The organism is Larkinella soli (assembly GCF_003703975.1).
Lineage (GTDB): Bacteria > Bacteroidota > Bacteroidia > Cytophagales > Spirosomataceae > Larkinella > Larkinella soli.
On sequence record NZ_QTJY01000008.1, the window covers coordinates 51,065 to 68,852 of the forward strand.

At 58.6% G+C, this 17,788-nt stretch carries 16 protein-coding genes; 12 read left to right on the top strand and 4 right to left on the bottom strand.

Features of this window, described 5'->3' with window-relative positions; genetic code table 11:
* Window positions 1-79 precede the first annotated feature (79 nt).
* From atpG to DX909_RS15380, 4 genes are all read left to right on the top strand, one after another.
* Entirely contained in the window at window positions 80-967 is an 888-nt protein-coding gene (atpG, locus tag DX909_RS15365; RefSeq protein WP_128546082.1) for an ATP synthase F1 subunit gamma, read from the top strand.
* Window positions 968-1,144: 177 nt separating this feature from the next.
* The gene (locus DX909_RS15370; protein ID WP_128546083.1) at window positions 1,145-1,882 is read left to right on the top strand and encodes an outer membrane lipoprotein-sorting protein; all 738 of its coding nucleotides are present in this window, start codon (window positions 1,145-1,147) and stop codon (window positions 1,880-1,882) included.
* Between the two features lie 172 nt (window positions 1,883-2,054).
* On the top strand, window positions 2,055-2,612 hold the full coding sequence (locus tag DX909_RS15375; RefSeq protein ID WP_128546084.1) for a YceI family protein: 558 nt from the start codon (window positions 2,055-2,057) through the stop codon (window positions 2,610-2,612).
* A 277-nt stretch (window positions 2,613-2,889) separates the two neighbouring features.
* The gene (locus tag DX909_RS15380) at window positions 2,890-3,459 is read left to right on the top strand and encodes a DUF4136 domain-containing protein (RefSeq protein ID WP_128546085.1); all 570 of its coding nucleotides are present in this window, start codon (window positions 2,890-2,892) and stop codon (window positions 3,457-3,459) included.
* A gap of 62 nt (window positions 3,460-3,521) precedes the next feature.
* Here DX909_RS15380 and DX909_RS15385 read toward each other — a convergent pair whose 3' ends face one another.
* Window positions 3,522-4,853 carry a M23 family metallopeptidase gene (locus tag DX909_RS15385; protein WP_229311055.1) on the bottom strand — a complete coding sequence of 444 codons (1,332 nt, stop codon included), beginning with the start codon at window positions 4,851-4,853 and terminating at the stop codon, window positions 3,522-3,524.
* Between the two features lie 215 nt (window positions 4,854-5,068).
* Here DX909_RS15385 and DX909_RS15390 point away from each other — a divergent pair, with 215 nt between their 5' ends.
* Complete coding sequence (locus tag DX909_RS15390; RefSeq protein WP_128546087.1) at window positions 5,069-5,569, top strand: DUF2231 domain-containing protein; 501 nt, start codon at window positions 5,069-5,071, stop codon at window positions 5,567-5,569.
* A gap of 45 nt (window positions 5,570-5,614) precedes the next feature.
* On the opposite strand, the gene DX909_RS15395 is transcribed toward DX909_RS15390, so the two are convergent.
* The gene (locus DX909_RS15395; RefSeq protein WP_128546088.1) at window positions 5,615-6,397 is read right to left on the bottom strand and encodes a LytR/AlgR family response regulator transcription factor; all 783 of its coding nucleotides are present in this window, start codon (window positions 6,395-6,397) and stop codon (window positions 5,615-5,617) included.
* A 140-nt stretch (window positions 6,398-6,537) separates the two neighbouring features.
* Window positions 6,538-8,004 carry an APC family permease gene (locus tag DX909_RS15400; protein ID WP_128546089.1) on the bottom strand — a complete coding sequence of 489 codons (1,467 nt, stop codon included), beginning with the start codon at window positions 8,002-8,004 and terminating at the stop codon, window positions 6,538-6,540.
* Window positions 8,005-8,135: 131 nt separating this feature from the next.
* Between DX909_RS15400 and DX909_RS15405 the strand changes: the two genes are divergently transcribed.
* Both DX909_RS15405 and DX909_RS15410 read left to right on the top strand, forming a co-directional pair.
* Window positions 8,136-8,822 (top strand): SDR family oxidoreductase, encoded by a 687-nt coding sequence (locus tag DX909_RS15405; RefSeq protein ID WP_128546090.1) that lies wholly within the window; start codon window positions 8,136-8,138, stop codon window positions 8,820-8,822.
* Between the two features lie 193 nt (window positions 8,823-9,015).
* Complete coding sequence (locus tag DX909_RS15410) at window positions 9,016-9,999, top strand: c-type cytochrome (RefSeq protein WP_128546091.1); 984 nt, start codon at window positions 9,016-9,018, stop codon at window positions 9,997-9,999.
* Window positions 10,000-10,051: 52 nt separating this feature from the next.
* Here the strand turns inward: DX909_RS15410 and DX909_RS15415 are convergent, their stop codons facing one another.
* Complete coding sequence (locus DX909_RS15415) at window positions 10,052-12,349, bottom strand: glycoside hydrolase family 20 protein (protein WP_164851295.1); 2,298 nt, start codon at window positions 12,347-12,349, stop codon at window positions 10,052-10,054.
* A gap of 55 nt (window positions 12,350-12,404) precedes the next feature.
* Between DX909_RS15415 and DX909_RS15420 the strand changes: the two genes are divergently transcribed.
* The 5 genes from DX909_RS15420 to DX909_RS15435 all read left to right on the top strand — a co-directional run bounded on the left by DX909_RS15420 (window position 12,405) and on the right by DX909_RS15435 (window position 17,763).
* Window positions 12,405-13,013: a DUF6134 family protein gene (locus tag DX909_RS15420; RefSeq protein ID WP_128546093.1), complete on the top strand. Its 609-nt coding sequence runs from the start codon at window positions 12,405-12,407 to the stop codon at window positions 13,011-13,013.
* A gap of 86 nt (window positions 13,014-13,099) precedes the next feature.
* Window positions 13,100-13,276: a hypothetical protein gene (locus DX909_RS29560; protein ID WP_164851296.1), complete on the top strand. Its 177-nt coding sequence runs from the start codon at window positions 13,100-13,102 to the stop codon at window positions 13,274-13,276.
* Window positions 13,263-15,170: an O-antigen ligase family protein gene (locus DX909_RS15425; RefSeq protein WP_128546094.1), complete on the top strand. Its 1,908-nt coding sequence runs from the start codon at window positions 13,263-13,265 to the stop codon at window positions 15,168-15,170. The genes DX909_RS29560 and DX909_RS15425 overlap by 14 nt, the downstream gene beginning before the upstream one ends.
* The gene (locus tag DX909_RS15430; RefSeq protein ID WP_128546095.1) at window positions 15,167-16,693 is read left to right on the top strand and encodes a transglutaminase-like domain-containing protein; all 1,527 of its coding nucleotides are present in this window, start codon (window positions 15,167-15,169) and stop codon (window positions 16,691-16,693) included. The genes DX909_RS15425 and DX909_RS15430 overlap by 4 nt, the downstream gene beginning before the upstream one ends.
* Before the next feature lie 14 nt (window positions 16,694-16,707).
* Entirely contained in the window at window positions 16,708-17,763 is a 1,056-nt protein-coding gene (locus DX909_RS15435) for a sialidase family protein (protein WP_128546096.1), read from the top strand.
* Window positions 17,764-17,788 lie beyond the last annotated feature (25 nt).

Here is a 17,788-nt window from a genome sequence, read left to right on the forward strand (position 1 = left end):
GAATTTAGGGGTCTGGGGGTGTAAGAGTTTGAGGATCGACTCCTTAACTTCCAAACCCCAAACCCCCAAACTATAAGTCATGCCCAGCTTAAAAGAAGTACGAAGCCGGATTGCCTCGATCAACTCCACGCAGCAGATTACCAAGGCCATGAAAATGGTGGCCGCGGCCAAGCTGCGTCGCGCGCAGGACCGTATCATTCAGATGCGTCCCTATGCCCGGAAGCTCTCCGAAATGCTCAGCACCGTTTCGGCGGGCGCTGAACTGGCGGCTGAAAGTGCCTACAACCAGACCCGTCCGGTTGAACGGGTTCTGCTGGTCGTCGTCACGGCGGATCGGGGCTTGTGCGGGGCCTTTAATACCAACGTCGTCAAGGCGACGCTCGCGCTGGTGGCCGAACGCTACGCCGACCAGAACCGGAGAGGCAATGTGCATATTCTGGCCCTGGGTAAAAAAGGGGGTGAAGCACTCGCCCGCCGGGGTTTCAACGTCGACACGACCTACGTCAACGTCTTTTCTTCGCTGAACTTCGATACGGTCCGGGTGGCCGCCGAAGGCATCATGGATTCGTTCGTGGCCGGCCGGTATGACCGCGTCGACATCATCTTCAACGAGTTCAAGAACGTGGCGACCCAGATCATCCGGACGGAGCAGTTCCTGCCGATCGTTCCGGCTTCGGCCCAGGCCAACACCAAAACGACCAGCGTCAATTATATCTTCGAACCGTCGGAAGAGGAGATTATTACCGAACTGATTCCGAAGACGCTGAAAATTCAGCTGTACAAGGCCGTTCTGGAATCCAATGCCTCGTTCAACGGTGCCCAGATGACCGCAATGGACAAAGCGACCGAAAACGCCGGTGAACTGCTGAAGGAACTACGGCTGGTGTACAACCGGACCCGGCAGGCCGCCATTACGAAGGAAATCCTTGAAATTGTGGGCGGTGCGGAAGCACTTGCCGCCGAATGATACGACCGGCCCAACCGGAACCGAAAAGCCGCTCTTTTACCAGGAGCGGCTTTTTTATTTCCATCCTCCCTACCGGCCGTTCGGCTTTTATATCATGCCTTTTGCCAAATTTCTGGATATAGTTTCATTTATCCCTTATTTTTGGCATAGTTGTTTAAAGAACAAACCTCCAATCTAATGAAAAAGAAACTGTTGATGGTGTCCGCTGCACTGGTGTGGCTGAGTGGAAGTATGGCAGTCGCGCAGACGGTCGACGAGGTGGTGGAAAAACACGTACAGGCCATGGGCGGTGCCGATAAACTCAATAGCCTCAAGTCCGTCCGGATCAGCTCGAAGATGCAGGTCATGGGGACGGAAGTAACCCAGACCGCCACCGCCGTCCACCAGAAAGCGCTTCGCCAGGACATCAACGCCGGCGGAATGACCATGACGCAGGTGGTAGAAGGTGACAAGGGCTGGGGGATCAACCCCATGATGGGTCAGAATGAACCGACCCCTACCCCCGACGAGCAGGTCAAACTGATGGCCGATCAGATGGATCTTACCGGCTCCCTTTTCAACTTCAAGAATAAGGGCAATACCGTCGAGCTGGTCGGAAAAGAAGCCCTGGGCACGGCGGACACCTATAAGCTGAAAGTGACCAAAAAGAACGGCGGGGTGGAGATGGTGAATCTCGATGCCAAGTCCTTCCTCCCGTTGAGAGTGGTGGTGACGGCCAAAGTACAGGGCCAGGATTTCAGGCAGGAAATGACCAATTCCAATTTTCAACAGGTCGACGGAATTACCTTTCCGTTCGCCATGGAGGTGAAGAACGACGCCATCCCGGGGGGCGGCCCGATTATGGTAACCGTCAGCAAAGTGGAGGTGAACCCCACCATCGACGAAACCATCTTTAAAATGCCGGCCAAAAAGTAATCCTGATCCGGTTTTCACCGGCATAATACGCATTCTTAAAAAGCCCGCTGAACAGTGGGCTTTTTGTTTTGTTATCAGAATTAAAAAAATTTCGAAACCCGGGAACAAATCCAAAGTATTAAATGTATATACATTGAATGTCATTACACTATTAATCCAATAACCAGAAGCCATGGAAACTTCAGCTCCCGCAACCACTACTACCGTCTGGACCATTGATCCTTCCCACTCAGAGATTCTCTTCAAGGTCCGCCACCTGATGGTGTCGAACGTAACCGGCCGTTTCGGTACTTTCGACGGCAAACTCGAAACCGCCGGAGAAAACTTCGAATCGGCAAAGGCCTCGTTCTGGGCCGACATCGACAGCATCAGTACCGGAACCGACCAGCGTGACGCTCACCTGAAATCACCGGACTTTTTCGATGCCGCCAACCACCCCAAACTGACCTTCGAATCGACTGCCATCCGGAAAACCGGCGAGGATACCTTTGAAATGACCGGTAATCTGACGATCCGGGAAACGACCAAACAGGTCACGCTGAAGGTTGAACATGGCGGCACGATGACCGACCCTTGGGGCAACACGAAAGCCGGTTTTGAGATTACCGGCAGCATCAAACGGAAAGAATACGGCCTGACCTGGGACGTCGTTACCGAAGCCGGTGGCGTCGTAGCCGGCGACGAAGTGAAGCTCGTTCTGAACGTTCAGGTCGTTAAACAGCAGGGCTAAGCTTTTAACATTTTTTAACCGTCGGCTCACTCCCGGGCCGGCGGTTTTTTTATGGCCTCCCTACCAGAAACAAGGGCCATAACCGGTTAATAAACAGCCGTTTAATAAAACAGGAAAAATTGATGTGATCCCTGATTCTTCTCTTCCGCGAAAGAACTATATTCGCCCGGATTCGGTTATTTCAATGACGCGATACTAAGAACAAAAAGAGCAGCGTTAACAAGTAGTTCAAGTTAATTCTGGACCTGTTTTCAAGAACCTTTAAAGGCAACAACCTATGAATCTCAAGAGCATAATTGCCAGTCTTTTCATGGTGGGTCTGTTAGCGAGTTGTGCACCGTCCGTTAACGTCAAATACGATTACGACCCGAAAGTGAACGTTCGTCAGTTCAGTACGTATCGTATCGAAGCTGACCAACGCCGTAATGCCGACCCGATTGCGGGCAGCAACCTGAACCAGCGCCGTATCGCCGATGAAATCGACAAAGCGATGCGTGCCAAGGGATATAAGCCGGTAGTGGGCGGTGAGGCCGATCTGGTCATCCGTTTCTTCTCCGACGCCAAGGACCGTCAGCAAATCCAGTCGAACAACACCTGGTCTCCGTACTGGATGTGGTATGGCCCCGGTTACAACAACGTCTATTCCCGTCAGTATGAAGAAAACCGGGTGGTCGTCAATGTGTATGACGCCCGTTCGAACGACATCATCTGGCAGGGTTGGGCTACGGGCCAGCTGAACCAGAGCAAGAAGGAAAGCAGCCGTGATGTGGCTTACCGGACTACGGTACAGAGCATCATGAACCAGCTTCCGGAAAGCGCCGGATCCGACTACAGCTCGGCGAAATAATCCGACCGGATTTCAATAGAATCAGGCCACCCGCTTCCGACGAAGCGGGTGGCTTTTGTTTTTCAGGGAGTCCGGGCAACCCAGCCCGTCAGGCGGTCGAAGCGAACCAGCTGGAAGGAACCGTAGCTCCCCAGCACATCGACGGCGGCCCCTGCGGGCAGGGTTTCGATCACGGCCGCCTGCGCATCGGCTTCGTCGAGCAGGTCGGTGGCCGCCGGCAGCGCATACCGGCGCAGGGACCGCCGGGCCGGTTCGGCCACCGTGTTGGAAACGTAGCCGACCACGGCGTCCGGCAGTTCGACCCGCAGCCAGTTGGCCGTTCCGCCCGTAATGGTGAAAGCGGACGAACGGGGCAGTTCACGCAGAACGGGCGCATCCCCGTTGGGTGACTGCCGCACCACGGCCCGGGTGACCGAAACCCGAACGGAATCGCCGAGACTTTCATACGGGATCAGGGTCTGCCGCGCCGGACCGGTTCCCCGCCGGACAAACGGCAGCGGATCGACGGCTCCGGCATTGAAGCTGTAAATCCCGAAATGCAGGTGCGGTCCGGTGGTCCGGGCATTGCCTGTATTGCCGACGAACCCGAGCGTATCGCCGATGGAAACCCGCTGCCCCTGCTGCACGGCCTGGGAGTCCAGATGGGCATAGTACAGGGTCTGGTTGCGTTTGGAATCCGAGAGATAGACGACGTTGCCGCCCAGATTGTTCGTTCCGACACCGGATATATAGCCTTCCGACGCGGCCACGACGGGCGTTCCCCGGGGGGCGAAAATGTCGATTCCTTCGTGCCGGCGCCGGCCCGCATCCCGGGGAACGCCGAAATAGCTGCTGATCTGACGGCTATCACGGCCGGATACCGGGAAGCTTAACACCGGCTCCCGGGTAATCGAGATCGTATAGCGGCCGCTGCGCAGCAGTTCGGGCTGCACCCGGATCAGGTGCGCCCGGGTCTGACGGACCTCCAGTTCCAGCTGATTGGTATCCGCCCGCGCCGAGACGATGCGGCCGGAGGGAGACGCGCCCTTCCGCCGGTCGCCGGAGCGGCCCTCCGAGGCTGTTTCGTCGAGTTCGAAGATGTCGATGAACACCTGCACCGGCTGCTGCCCCTGCACCTCCACCCGGATAATGAATTTGTCCCCCCGCTGGCCGTTCAGCCGATAGCCGACGGCGAAGGGGCGATTGGCGGCAAAATAGCCGCTTTCCCGGTAGGGGGCGGTCACCAGGATAGAATCCTGAAGCGCCCGGTCGGCGGCCGCCAGCCAGTCGGTCCCGAGGGCCGTACTTTCCAGTTTGGCATCCTTCAGAGACTGAGCATATTGCTCATGGGGAGAGGGCGACCGAAACAGTTTTCCCGGCCCGACACTCGTACAGGCTCCCAGGAGTGCACTCATTCCAAACAGTAACAGGCGATTGATCAATATACGGTTCATGGGTACACCTCCACCTTTTATTATTGAATCAACGAATGAACCGGCCCGAATCGTTTCTACGAGTTGCGCTGATAAAAGCCCATTCAATCATTTGAAGAATAAACCGTTGCCTGATCGTCAAGGTTTGAAAACTTTAGCCTGTCCGGGCCGGTTAAATAGCAAAAACCTGTGTTGATATGGAAAGCAGAGCAAAACTGGCCGGTCATCCCGCTCACCCCATTCTGGTGGTGTTTCCCCTGGGACTCCTGGCAACATCCGTCATTTTCGACATCATTTACCTCATCAACGACAACCCGACGATGGCCGTGGTTGCCTACTGGATGATGGCAGCCGGCATAATTGGAGGTCTGATTGCCGCGCCGGTCGGCTGGATCGACTGGTTTGCCATCCCGTCCGGAACGCGGGCCAAAAGCGTCGGCCTGATGCACGGCCTGGGCAATGTGGTGGTCCTGATTCTGTTTGCGGTAAGTTGGCTTTTTCGTCGCGACGAAACCGATTACATCCCCTCTACGGCGGCCCTGATCTGTTCGTTCCTGGCCTTTGGGCTGGCGGCCTTCACGGGCTGGCTGGGCGGAGAGCTGGTGGACCGGCTGGGCGTCGGTGTGGATAACGGAGCTCACCTGAACGCGCCCAATTCCCTGTCGGGCCGTCCGGCCGTCGAAGGGCACCCGATGTAAAAATATACTCGTAAAAAAGCCCTGCCGATGATCGGCAGGGCTTTTTTATTTGCCCATCCACACCTTGAAGTCGCTGACCTTTTCGCGGCTGACGAGAGCCTCCTTCTCAAAAGCCGGTTTCAGAGCCAGTGACAGTCGGTTGCCGAAATAAGGCTGGATCTGCTCGACGGCGCTGTGGGTGACGATCACACCGCGGTTGATCCGGAAAAAAGCCGACGGGTCGAGGGCCTCCTCCAGTTCGTCCAGGGTGTAGTCGACGAGGTATTTCTGATTGCTCCAGGTTTTGAAGAAGCTTAGCCGCTCGTCGGTATAGAAAAACGCGATTTCCTGCACTTCCACCGACACCAGCCGCTGCCCCTGGCGGACCAGAAACCGTTTGCGGTACTCTTTCGTTTGCCGGACCTGAAGTTCCTGCAGCAACTTGTTCAGATTCAGACCGCCGGCATTTTCCTCTTCGGGCCGACTCCGGCGCTGGCTCAGGTCGCGGAATTTCTTCAGACTGCGCAGCAGGTCCTCCTTCTGGATGGGTTTGAGCAGGTAGTCGATGCTGTTGACCTTGAAGGCCTGAAGGGCGTATTCGTCGTAAGAAGTCGTGAAGATGACCGTGCTGGTTACCTCGACCTGGTCGAATATTTCAAAGCTCTGCCCGTCGGCCAGTTCGATGTCCATGAAAATGAGGTCGGGGGCGGGATGGTTGTTCAGCCAGTCCACCGTGTCCTCGATACTGGCCGTAACGCCCGTCACCTCCAGGCTCGGGTCCACTTCCTGCACCAGTTTTTTCAATTTCCGGACGGCCAGGTCCTCATCTTCCACTATTAAAACATTCATGGGTTATTCGTATGAAGCAAGGGGAGTATAGAGATGGAAAGTAACGCAGAACCTGCGGTTTTTTCACCCCGGGCCTGACCGAAATGGGCAATAAGCCGCCTGTACTGCGCAAATGAACGACGAATTGGGGCGGCCGTGCCCTACGCCTTCTTCCGACCCCGGTTGGTCAGAAAGTAAATGGGCACGCCCAGGCCCGCGATCAGCAGCCCCATGCCGGTATTGAACGTCTTCTCTTTCAGCAGAATCAGGCAGATGACCACCCCGACGAAAATGTACAGGGCCGGAACGACCGGATAACCGAAGGCTTTGTAGGGCCGCTCCGCATCCGGCTCCTTTCGGCGGAGAATGAACACCCCGCCGATGGTGATGATATAGAACACCAGGGAGGTAAAGGTGCAGTAGTCGAGCAGGTCGCCGTAAGTGCCCGAAAGGCAGAGGACGCTGGTCCAGGCACACTGAAGCCAGAGGGCCGTGGCCGGAACGGCATTGGCGTTGAGCCGGGCCGTGGATTTCAGGAAAAGGCCGTCTTTCGCCATGGCATAATACAGCCGCGCCCCCGACAGAATCAGGCCGTTATTGCAGCCGAAGGTCGAAATCATGATCAGAACGGCCATGATTCCGGCGGCCACATTCCCGAAGACCAGCGAGGAGGCCGCCGTCGCCACCCGGTCGTACTCGGCAAACTGAATCCCGCGCCCCAGCACGTCGGTAGCCGTCGGGGAGCCTTTCAGCGGCAGCAGCGACAGGTAGGAGACGTTCGCCAGCACATACAGGCCGGTCACGATCAGCGTACCGAAAAACAGGCTCAGGGGGATGTTCCGCCGGGGTTCCTGAATCTCTCCGGCAATAAAGGTTACATTGTTCCAGGCGTCGGCCGAAAACAGCGAACCGATCATGGCGACGCCGGAGGCCAGCAGCAGCGCCATCCCGGCAATCGGCACCACCGAGCCGTCGGCGGAAGCCTGCGACGCGCTCCAGGCGTTCTCGAAATTGGCCGAAAGCATGCCCGTTCCCAACCCGACCGCCAGACCGATCAGGATCAGCCCCAGCAGCGATACCAGTTTGGCCGACGTGAACACGTTCTGGATCAGCTTGCCGCTCTGAATACCCCGACTGTTGATCCAGGTGAGCAGCACTACGCTGGCGATGGCAAACAGAGACGCGCCTTTGATGGGAAAGGAGCCGATGCTGAACAGCACGTTCTCCGGGTTCAATGCCGGTATGAAAACCGCCGAATACTTGGTGAAGGCCACCGCCACGGCGGCAATCGTCCCGGTCTGAATGACCGCAAATACCGTCCACCCATACACGAAACCAAGCAGGGAGCCGTAAGCCCGCTGGATGTACACGAACTGACCGCCCGCTTTGGGCATCATGCCGGCCAGCTCGCCGTAGCTGAGGGCGGCCGTCACCGTAATCACGCCCGTCAGCACCCACAGCAGCAGCAGCCAGCCCGCCGAGCCGACATTGCGGGACATATCGGCGCTGACAATAAAAATTCCGGACCCGATCATGGACCCGGACACCAGCAGCGTGGCGTCTATCGGCCCCAGAGAGCGCTTCAATTCGGTTTTTTCTTCGGTTAAGAGGTTGGAGGGTTCAGCCATAAGAGGGTCGATCAGGAAATACGTGGAAAGTCGGAAGATACTAAAAAAAAATCCGGCGCGGCAAATCCACCCTCAAATTCCCGGTGTACGTATTTCCGAATCGATCCTCCTTTTTATCCTTCTTTCCAGCCATGAAAACGGTATTCATTACCGGCGGTACCGGCTACCTCGGCCGGCGCCTGATCCGCGGGCTTCTTTCCCGCGGGCATCGGGTTTGCGCCCTGGTCCGGCCCGGCTCCGAATCCAAAGTCCCTGATGGTGCCGAGGTCATTTCAGGAAATCCCTTCGATGCCGGAGACTTCGCCGACCGGATTCCGTTCGGGTGCGTGTTCGTTCAGTTGCTGGGCGTTCCGCACCCCTCCCCCGCCAAAGCCGCCGAATTCCGGCGCATCGACCTGGTTTCGGTTCAGGAGTCGGTGAAGGCCGCCGGCCGGGCCGGGGTCTCTCACTTCATCTACGTCAGCGTTTCTACGGAACCGACCCGCGTCATGAAGGCGTACCAGGAGGTTCGTCAGGCCGGAGAGAGGGCCGCCCTTGAAGCCGGTCTGAACAGCACCTTTCTCCGCCCCTGGTACATCCTCGGCCCCGGCCACTGGTGGCCGGTTCTGCTCCTTCCCCTTTACGCCCTGGCCGAGTTGACGCCGTCGGTCCGGCAAAAGGCCCGGGCGCTGAGTCCGGTGCTGCTGCCGCAGATGCTCGCATCCCTCATCGAATCCGTCGAAGCGGCTCCGAAACCGCTGCGGATCCTCGAAATCCCCGATATCCGCACGACGAAACCCGACCCCGTCGGCCCGCCATCGTACCATTTTCCCGGTTGAGGGGCAAACCGGCCCAATCGGCGGGAAGCGGGCCCCTACCGGCGCCCTTTAGCAAACGGTCGTTCTCTGGCGGAAAATGCGGCTTTTTTGACGTATTCCGACACGGTCCGGCAGAGCGATAAGCGCTTAATTTGCAAGTAGTAAACACTTAAACAATGAACACCGTCGCCCCCCGGCGACATCCTCTGCTATCATGAAAAAAGCATTCAGAATCGTTCTCATCCTCATCGGGCTGGTGGTGGTGGGAGTTCTCGGTTTCATCGGTTTCGTCGCCATTCGGGGCGTCCCGACCTATGACCCGCCGGTTGTTCAGGAAATTAAAATCGAGGCTACGCCGGCCCGGCTGGCACGGGGCGAAAAAATTGCCCAAATGCACTGCATTGCCTGCCATGCCGACAATGAAAACCGCCTGACGGGCAGAAAGCTCGAAGATCTGCCCCCACTGTTCGGTACCATCTATTCGGTCAATATTACCCAGGATAAGGAAGTCGGGATCGGCAAGTACAGCAACGCCGAGCTGATGTATTTCCTCCGGACCGGGATTCGCCGGGACGGTTCCTTTGCCGGTATCATGCCCAAATTCCCGCTGATGGCCGACGAAGACCTCAAATCGGTGGTGGCATGGCTGCGCTCCGACGCCTTCCCCGTCCAGCCGTCGAAGAAAGAGGCCCCGGCATCGGAATACAGTCTGTTCGCCAAAATCCTGGGCAACACGGTCATCAAGCCGCTGCCTTATCCGGAAACCGAGAAATTCATCCCGGACAGCACCAACGAGGTTGCCTTCGGCCGGTATGTAGCCGATGAACTGGGGTCCTGTTATATGTGCCACTCGGCCGACTTTACAAAACAAAACCCGCTGGAACCGGGCAAATCCCTGGGTTATTACGGGGGCGGCAATGAATTTACCACCCTGGAAAAGACGCCCATCTTCTCGGCGAACCTGACCTTCGACGAGGAAACCGGCATCGGCAAAAAATACACGAAGGAGCAGTTTGTTAAAGTCGTTCGGGCCGGTGTTCGCCCCGACGGAAGCCTGCTGCGCTACCCCATGGGACCGCATCCGATGCTGACCGAGTATGAAGTGGGATCGATTTACGAGTACCTGAAGACGGTGCCGAAGATCAAAAACAATATCCAGAACAAAGAGCGGGAAGCGCTCGCCAGCTTAGGCAAGTAATCGTCACCACCCCCAACCCCCTCCTTGCCAAGGAGGGGGTTGGGGGTGGTCCTCAGTTCACTTCGATCTCGTCGGCAGCCACCCAACCCCCGGCTCCTGCATTGCGGGCGGTCACCCGAACGAACCGGGCCGGGGTCGGTTCGAAGTTCAGGGTCGGACGGACGATCTCCTTCCGTCCCCGTTCTTCCGGGTTCATTGACACCGTTTTCAGAGTCCGGAAGATCCGGCCGTCCCCGGAAACCGCCACCTCGACCTGCCGGGGCAGCCGGACGTTCCCGGCGGTAGCCCGCACCAGCCCGATCCGCACCGACCGGACGGTATCCACCCTCGCCAGATCGATGGTGGCTTCCAGGTCGGCGGTTCGTACCTGAGCGATGCCCCGCATATCGGCCAGATAGCCTGTCGTATAGCCGTACCGGCCGTCGGTCAGCAGACCCGGATCGACCCCGGCGGGTTTGATGGCGGGGGTCGTCAGCCGGACCGGTTTTCCGGTACCTTTCGACCCCGCAAACCACCAGGATTGCACTTCACCGACCACCGTTCCGTTCCGGACCGCCACCGCCTTCAGCGGTCCGGTCCGGTTCTGGTGTATCAGGCCGGCGTATAGGAGCGAAAGCGCCGTCGGCTCGCTGCCGTCCAGCGTATACCGGATTTCCGTCTCCGGGTCTTTGGCCGTCAGCCGGACCCGGACGGTGCCGTCGGTCGCGGCCGTCGATTCGGCGACGACGTCGAAAAACGCCCGCGAAAACCGGACGCCCATCGCTTCGAGCCGACGGAAATGCGGCCGCATCCGCCGGCTGAAATCCTCCCAGCTTTTCCCTTCGCGGGGTGTCCAGACTACCTCGGCCAGAGCGGCTGCCCGGGGCCAGACCATGTATTCCACCTTTTCGGGGGTCGGGATGTATTCGGTCCAGACGTTGGCCTGCGCCCCGATGATCCGGCGGGCCACGGCGGCCGGGAGGTCCTCCGGAACCGGCTCGAACGAATAGGTTTTCCCGATGGGCGTAAAGCCGCCGAACGCCAGGGGTTCCTGCGTCGGGTCGGACTGGTAATAATCGAAATAGACGAACTCACCCGGCGTCATGATCGCGTCGTGCCCCTGCCGGGCCGCCGTAATACCGCCTTTGGTCCCGCGCCAGCTCATGACGGTAGCGCCGGCCGAGAGGCCGCCCTCCAGAATTTCGTCCCACCCAATGATCTTCCGTCCTTTCGACTGCACCCAGCGGTCGATGCGGCCGATGAAGTAACTCTGTAGCTGCTGCTCGTTCTTCAGTTTCAACCGGCGCATCAGGGCCTGACAATAGGGGCTGGCCTTCCAGCTCGCTTTCGGGCATTCGTCTCCGCCGATATGGATGTAGGGGCCGGGAAACAGGTCCATCACCTCCGTCAGCACCTCCTGCAAAAAGGTGAACGTCTTCTCGTAGGGGCAGAATACGTCGCTGAAGATGCCCCATTTGGTCGCGACTTCATACGGGCCGCCGGAGCAGCCGAGTTCGGGATAAGCCGCCAGGGCCGCCACCGCATGACCCGGCATCTCGATTTCCGGAACGACGGTGATGTACCGTTCCCGGGCATACCGGACCACCTCCCGGATTTCCTCCTGCGTATAAAAGCCGCCGTAAGGCCGGCCGTCGAACTGCTGCGGGTCGGATTCGTAATAGTGACCGATGATCGTTTCCTTCCGTCGGGAACCGATTTCGGTTAATTTCGGATACCTTTTTATCTCGATCCGCCAGCCCTGGTCGTCGGTCAGGTGCCAGTGGAAGGTGTTCAGCTTATGAAACGCCATCAGGTCGAGATATTTTTTTACGAACGATACCGAAAAAAAATGCCGGCTGACGTCCAGATGCAGACCCCGGTAGGCAAAGCGGGGCCGGTCCTCGATCCGGCAGGCCGGAACCGCCCAGGAAGAAACCGCAGAAGGCTGATTACCAAAGATTTCCGGCGGCATTAACTGATACAAAGTCTGAAGGGCATAAAAAAAACCGGCGGGTCGGGCGGCTTCGATCGTTATAGAATCGGGTTGCACATCCAGCCGGTAACCCTCTGCTCCCAGGGCGGGATCGGATACAAGAACGAACGTGATCGTATGGGCGGGCGTCAGGGTCTGGTTCCTGTTTTGTACTTTCAGGGCCGGTCCGCCCGCGGCCCGCAGGCGGTCGGCCAGCGTGCCGGCGAGGGCGATCACCTCTTCCGAACCCGACGGCACCCGGAGGATCGTGTTCGGACGCAGGACGAACTGTCCGGGCCGGACCTGAAAGGAGGCTGGTTTCGGAATCAGGTTTCCGGTGTTCTGACCGAAACCGGTTCCGGCAAGCAGGACCAGGAGGAAACAAAAAAACCGCTTCATGAATGGGGGTAGCACCGGATTCAATTGTCCAAATGTAGAAAAAACAGTAACGACCTTGTTTCGATTCATCACCACCGCCCTTCTGTCCGGCTGCCTGGCTCTGAATGCCCCGGCCCAGACGCCCGGTCCGGCCACCACGGTTAAACACGCCATCGAGATTGCCGGCCTTCGGATCGGCACGCAGGTGTCCACCCACACCGTCAGCGGAGCGACCCATCATTACACCCAAACCAGCAACGTCGAGTTCTGGTTTTTCGGAAAAATCCGGATCAATTACAAAACGTCGACCCGCACCGACGCCCGGCAGCTGCTTCGGTCCGAGGTGGAGGCTCACACCAATCGGGGCGACTTCCTGACCACCACCGCCTGGCAGGACGACCACTACGACATCCGGGCCGACCAGTATAAATACACCTACAAATCCACGGAAACGCAGCCCATCGATTTCTCGCTGACCCGGATGTATTTTGAAGAGCCGGTCGGGCGGAAGCGGGTCTACGCAGAATATTTCGGAAAGTTCGCAACCATCGAGCCGACCAGAAAGGGCAGTTACATCGTCCGGATCGAAGACCGGGAAGATGAGTATTTCTACGAAAAGGGGCAGTTGGTGAAAATTGTGAAGGAAAACTCGGTTAAGAATTTCATTCTGAAGCGGGTAGATTAAATTTTAATCATCCTTTCGTTTGGCAGGTAAGGTCGTTTTCGCCTATATTTTCGGGGTTTTCCCACTTCTGTCCACCCCTGCCTGCTATGCAAAAACCGTTTACCGGCTCCGGAATCCGACTTTTTCTTAAATTTCTTCTGATCGCCCTCCTGATCACGGCCTCGGTCCTGAATGCCCGGATCAGCCGTCATTCCGGTATTTCGTCGTCCAGCCAGTTAAAACTGTCAACGCTCGGTTTCCAGTCCGAATATGTCGACTTTTAAGACAGAACCGGGCACGCAGGCCAGTCGACCGATCTCCAGAAAATTAACTTCCGGGAGAGCGCTTTCCGGAAGCCGGCGCTATGCGGTACTTCTCCTTCCGCTGCTGCTTTTTTTTCTCGGCAGCCTGGCGGGCATTCCGCCGTTTGAAAACATCCGGCTGAAAGTCCACTTCCCGGGGCTGGCCCCGGCCTTTTTCGTGATGGGCTTTGTCCTTTACGCGGCTCTCCACCGCATCCGGATTCGTCTGGGGAGCATCGATCTGGCTTTCCTGCTCTATGGCGTCTATGTGCTGCTGAACCGGGCGGTTTTCGGGGTCGGCTTCAGTGAGGGGGTGATCCTGTCGATTCTGCCCATCCTGGCCTTCCTGCTGCTGAAACAGTTATTTCTGGAGGAGCCGTATGGAAACCGCCTGATGATGGCCTGCGCCTGCGGGCTGCTGCTGGTCGGCATCTACCAGTGCGTGAGTGGTGAACTTCAGCTGCTGGGCCTGCGCAAGAGTCATAACAAATTGTTTCCGATGACGGGCTTGTTTCATAATCCGGGACCGTTCGGCATTTTCCTGGCACCGATTTTTACGTTTGCACTGGCCGGTCTGCTGTTCCCGGCGCCCGGTCTTCCCCTCTACCGGGGGTGGGTCGGGTTATGCCGGGTGGCGGTGTGGGCGATCCCGGTCATTCTTCCGGCCACGCAGTCGCGCTCGGCCTGGCTGGGCGGTCTGACGGGCACCGGGTTCCTGCTTTTTCTGAGATACAAATCCCCCCTGCTCCAAATCTTCCGGGAAACGACGTCCTGGCTGAAGCTGACGGTCATTCCGGTTCTGATCGGGTTCGCTGTCGTGAGTCCGTACCTGCTGTACCAGTTCAAACCCAACTCCGTGAAGGGCCGGGCGCTGGTCTGGCGGGTCGGCTGGGAATCCATCCGGACGCACCCGGTCTTCGGAATCGGGTTCGGGCGGTTCGGCACCCACTTCGGGGAGTTGCAGAGCCGCTATGTGGAGAAGTACGCCGACGACCCGGCCGCCCTGATCCGGGCCGACTACGTGGCTTACGCCTTCAATGACTTTCTCCAGATTCTGGTCGAGACGGGGCTGGTCGGCTTCGGACTGTTCGGACTGGTCATCTTCCGGCTTTTCCGGTCGGGCCGCCGGGGGATTGCCGGCCGGAACCCGCTCCTGATCGGCTCGCTGGGCGGTATTCTGGCCGTGCTGGTGGCCGCCTGCTTTTCCTATCCCTTCGAACTGCCTTTCATCTGGTTCCTGTTTCTGTTCTTCGCCTTTCTGGTTTCCGCCAAAACCGGACCCGCGGTGGTATCAGCCTCGTCGGGGACACCCCTCGCGCGCCTTGCCCTGCTGCTGACCCTCGGCCTGATGGTCGGAGCCGTCCGTGAAGAACTTCGGTTCATCCGGGCCCAGGAAAATATGGGCCGGGCCCGGGGGTACCTGTCCGCCCGGGAGTTCGGAAAAGCCGTCGGGAGCTACCGGACTCATGCCTCCGATCTGGCGTATGTTCCGAATGCCTGGCTCGGCTTCGGGAAGGCCCTGTTGCTGAACGGAGAGTATGCGGAGAGTGCCGCCGTCCTGGAAAAGGCCTCCGCCCGCATCTACGACCCGTTTCTTTTCATCAACCTGGGCAATGCCTACCAGAAACTGAAAAAATTCGATCAGGCCGGAAAAGCTTACCGGACCTCCATTCTGATCCTGCCCAACAAAATGTATCCGCGTTATCTGCTGGCCAAACTGTATGCCGAAACCGGCGACACCCTGAAAGCCGTGGAAACCGCGCGGGAAGTACTCCGGATGCCCTACGAAATTCACTCGCCGGCGACCCGGGATATTTTGAAGGAAATGCAGACCCTGTCCCATCGTTTCCCATCCAAACCTGAACGACTCCCATGAAAAAGCCGGTCTTTCCGACCCTCCTCCTGTTCGTTTCTCTGTTGCCTGGTTTTCAGGCCTGCCGCCCCTCCGAACTGAAGGAGCAGGTCAAGGACGTAATCCGCTCGCATTACAAGGAAAACCTGCTGGAAGAATTGCAGGCGCATTATCGGGCTCCGCAGGACAGCCTCAAGCGCAAATCCGCGGAGTTTCTGGTCGGGCAGATGGATGAACTCCGGACCGGCGACACCCGGGCCGAGGATCTGGGCAGCGTGGAGGCCGATTACCTGATCCGTAACATCGACCTGGCCTTTCAGACGGCGGGCGAGCGCCTGAGAACCGGCCGCCTGCGGTTCGACGACTTCTGCGAATACGTGCTCCCGTACCGGATGGCGAGCGAACCGCTGACCGACTGGCGCGGGCAGGGCCTGAGCCGCTACGCCACCCTGCTGACGACCTACGAAAACTCCGAAAAACGCAACGTCGATATTTCCGACTCGGTCAACAACGACATCCGGCGGGATTTCAAGTACGGAACGGCGACCAAACCGGCCCAGCTCCTGGCCTGGGAAGAGCTGATGAAACAGAAAACGGGCAACTGCTGGGCCATGACGATGCTCGTCAATTACCCCCTGCGGTCGCTGGGCATTCCGGTAACGACGGACTTTGTTTCCCGGTGGAGCAACAACAACGGCGTCGGCCATGCCTGGAACGCCCTCCAGACCGGCCCCGGCCGCTGGATTCCCTTCATGGGCTGTGAAATCGACGTAACCGACCCGCTCAGCTTCGACCCGTTCGGCATCTACCACGAACAGCGGCTGCCGGCCAAAATCTACCGGTCCACCTTCTCCCGCAACCCGGAAGCGCTGGTCCGCCAGGTCGAAGACCACGCCCTGATTCCGGACGATCTGACCTTTGAACGCTACATCGACGTGACGGACCAGTACCTGCCGACCAGTACGGTGGCGGTGCCGCTGCCCGGAACCGGGCAGCCGGAAATCGCGTATCTGGCTACGTTCTCCAGCGGCTCCTGGGAGCCGGTCTACTGGGCCAAACCCGCCGGTAACCGGCTGACTTTCCCGAAGATGGCGCGCAGCATCCTGTACCTGCCCTGCACGTATCAACGGGACAAAGGAGTATCTCCGATCGGAAACCCGCTTTATGTGGAAAAAGAAACCGGAAAAACCGTTACGCTGAAAGCCGACCGGACGCGCCGGGGCACGATTACCGTCGAAACCCTCCAGTCGAAAGGCATGGAGGAAATTGCGGTATTCTCGCTCGGCCGGGAGTTCATCCCGTTCATTCAGACGATGGACAGCATCTGCCTGGATCAGAAACGCAGCCGGCCCCTGGACCACCGGCGGTACCGTCTGTTTTACTGGGACAACGGCTGGCAGGCGGCCGGAGAAGCCGTCAAACGGCCCGACCGACCGCTGCGCTTCGACAACGTCCCGTCGGGAACCGTCTACCGCCTGCTGCCCGACGATCCGAAGCAGAAGGAACGGCTGTTTACGTATTCGGATCACCGGCAGCTCTGGTGGTAAGCCCATCCCAAACCATGAAACGATTCCTCCTCTCCCTCCTGACCCTCGGCCTGTTGTCAGGCATGGCCTCCGCCCAGACGGCGAAAGGCGTTCTTAAATCCGAATTCATCTACGAGCAGGCACCGTTCCCCTCCTGCCATGCCTCCACCCTGGCCGAAACGCCCGGCGGGCTGGTGGCGGCCTGGTTCGGCGGCACCCACGAACGGCACCCCGACGTCGGCATCTGGTTCAGCCGGTATCAGAACAATGCCTGGACCACCCCCGTCGAACTGGCGAACGGCGTGCAGGCCGACGGCACCCGGCATCCGACCTGGAACCCGGTGCTGTTTCAGATGCCCAACGGGCCGCTGCTGCTGTTCTACAAGGTCGGCCCCAGCCCCTCGACCTGGTGGGGGATGCTGATCACCTCCACAGACGGCGGCAAGACCTGGTCGAAACCGACGAAACTCCCGGACGGTATTCTCGGCCCGATCAAGAACAAACCCGTGCTGCTGGCCTCCGGCAAACTGCTCTGCCCCGCCAGCACTGAACACGACGGCTGGCGGCTGCACATGGAAAGCACCACCGACGGCGGCAAGACCTGGAAAAAAACCGCCCCGCTGAACGACGGAAAGGAGTTCAGCGCCATTCAGGCCAGTATCCTGTTCCACCCGAATAACCGCCTGCAACTGCTCTGCCGCAGCAAAAACGGCAAGGTGCTGGAAGCCTGGTCGGACGACGAAGGCGAACACTGGACCGCCCTGAAAGCCACCGAACTGCCCAACCCCAACTCCGGCACCGACGCCGTTACCCTCAAAGACGGCCGCCAGCTGCTGGTCTATAATCATACCGAAAAAGGACGCTCTCCGCTGAATGTCGCCCTCTCGCCCGATGGAAAGCACTGGCAGGCGGCCGCCGTGCTCGAAAACGATCCTGGCAAGGAGTTCTCCTACCCCTCGGTGATCCAGACCCGCGACGGGCTGGTGCATATCATGTATACGTTCCACCGGAAAAAGATCCGGCATGTGGTGCTCGACCCGGCTCAGGTAGCGCTGACCGACATCCGCGACGGCCGGTGGGCAGGAAATTAATTCGGGATGCGGGTTGTTACCCGGT

Coding starts and splice junctions, on each gene's coding strand:
- DX909_RS15425 (WP_128546094.1), top strand. CDS start 13,263: ATGTCGACTTTTAAGACAGAACCGGGCACGCAGGCCAGTCGACCGATC.
- DX909_RS15410 (WP_128546091.1), top strand. CDS start 9,016: ATGAAAAAAGCATTCAGAATCGTTCTCATCCTCATCGGGCTGGTGGTG.
- DX909_RS15430 (WP_128546095.1), top strand. CDS start 15,167: ATGAAAAAGCCGGTCTTTCCGACCCTCCTCCTGTTCGTTTCTCTGTTG.
- DX909_RS15385 (WP_229311055.1), bottom strand. CDS start 4,853: ATGAGTGCACTCCTGGGAGCCTGTACGAGTGTCGGGCCGGGAAAACTG.
- DX909_RS15390 (WP_128546087.1), top strand. CDS start 5,069: ATGGAAAGCAGAGCAAAACTGGCCGGTCATCCCGCTCACCCCATTCTG.
- DX909_RS15380 (WP_128546085.1), top strand. CDS start 2,890: ATGAATCTCAAGAGCATAATTGCCAGTCTTTTCATGGTGGGTCTGTTA.
- atpG (WP_128546082.1), top strand. CDS start 80: ATGCCCAGCTTAAAAGAAGTACGAAGCCGGATTGCCTCGATCAACTCC.
- DX909_RS15415 (WP_164851295.1), bottom strand. CDS start 12,349: ATGAAGCGGTTTTTTTGTTTCCTCCTGGTCCTGCTTGCCGGAACCGGT.
- DX909_RS15375 (WP_128546084.1), top strand. CDS start 2,055: ATGGAAACTTCAGCTCCCGCAACCACTACTACCGTCTGGACCATTGAT.
- DX909_RS15405 (WP_128546090.1), top strand. CDS start 8,136: ATGAAAACGGTATTCATTACCGGCGGTACCGGCTACCTCGGCCGGCGC.
- DX909_RS15435 (WP_128546096.1), top strand. CDS start 16,708: ATGAAACGATTCCTCCTCTCCCTCCTGACCCTCGGCCTGTTGTCAGGC.
- DX909_RS29560 (WP_164851296.1), top strand. CDS start 13,100: ATGCAAAAACCGTTTACCGGCTCCGGAATCCGACTTTTTCTTAAATTT.
- DX909_RS15400 (WP_128546089.1), bottom strand. CDS start 8,004: ATGGCTGAACCCTCCAACCTCTTAACCGAAGAAAAAACCGAATTGAAG.
- DX909_RS15370 (WP_128546083.1), top strand. CDS start 1,145: ATGAAAAAGAAACTGTTGATGGTGTCCGCTGCACTGGTGTGGCTGAGT.
- DX909_RS15395 (WP_128546088.1), bottom strand. CDS start 6,397: ATGAATGTTTTAATAGTGGAAGATGAGGACCTGGCCGTCCGGAAATTG.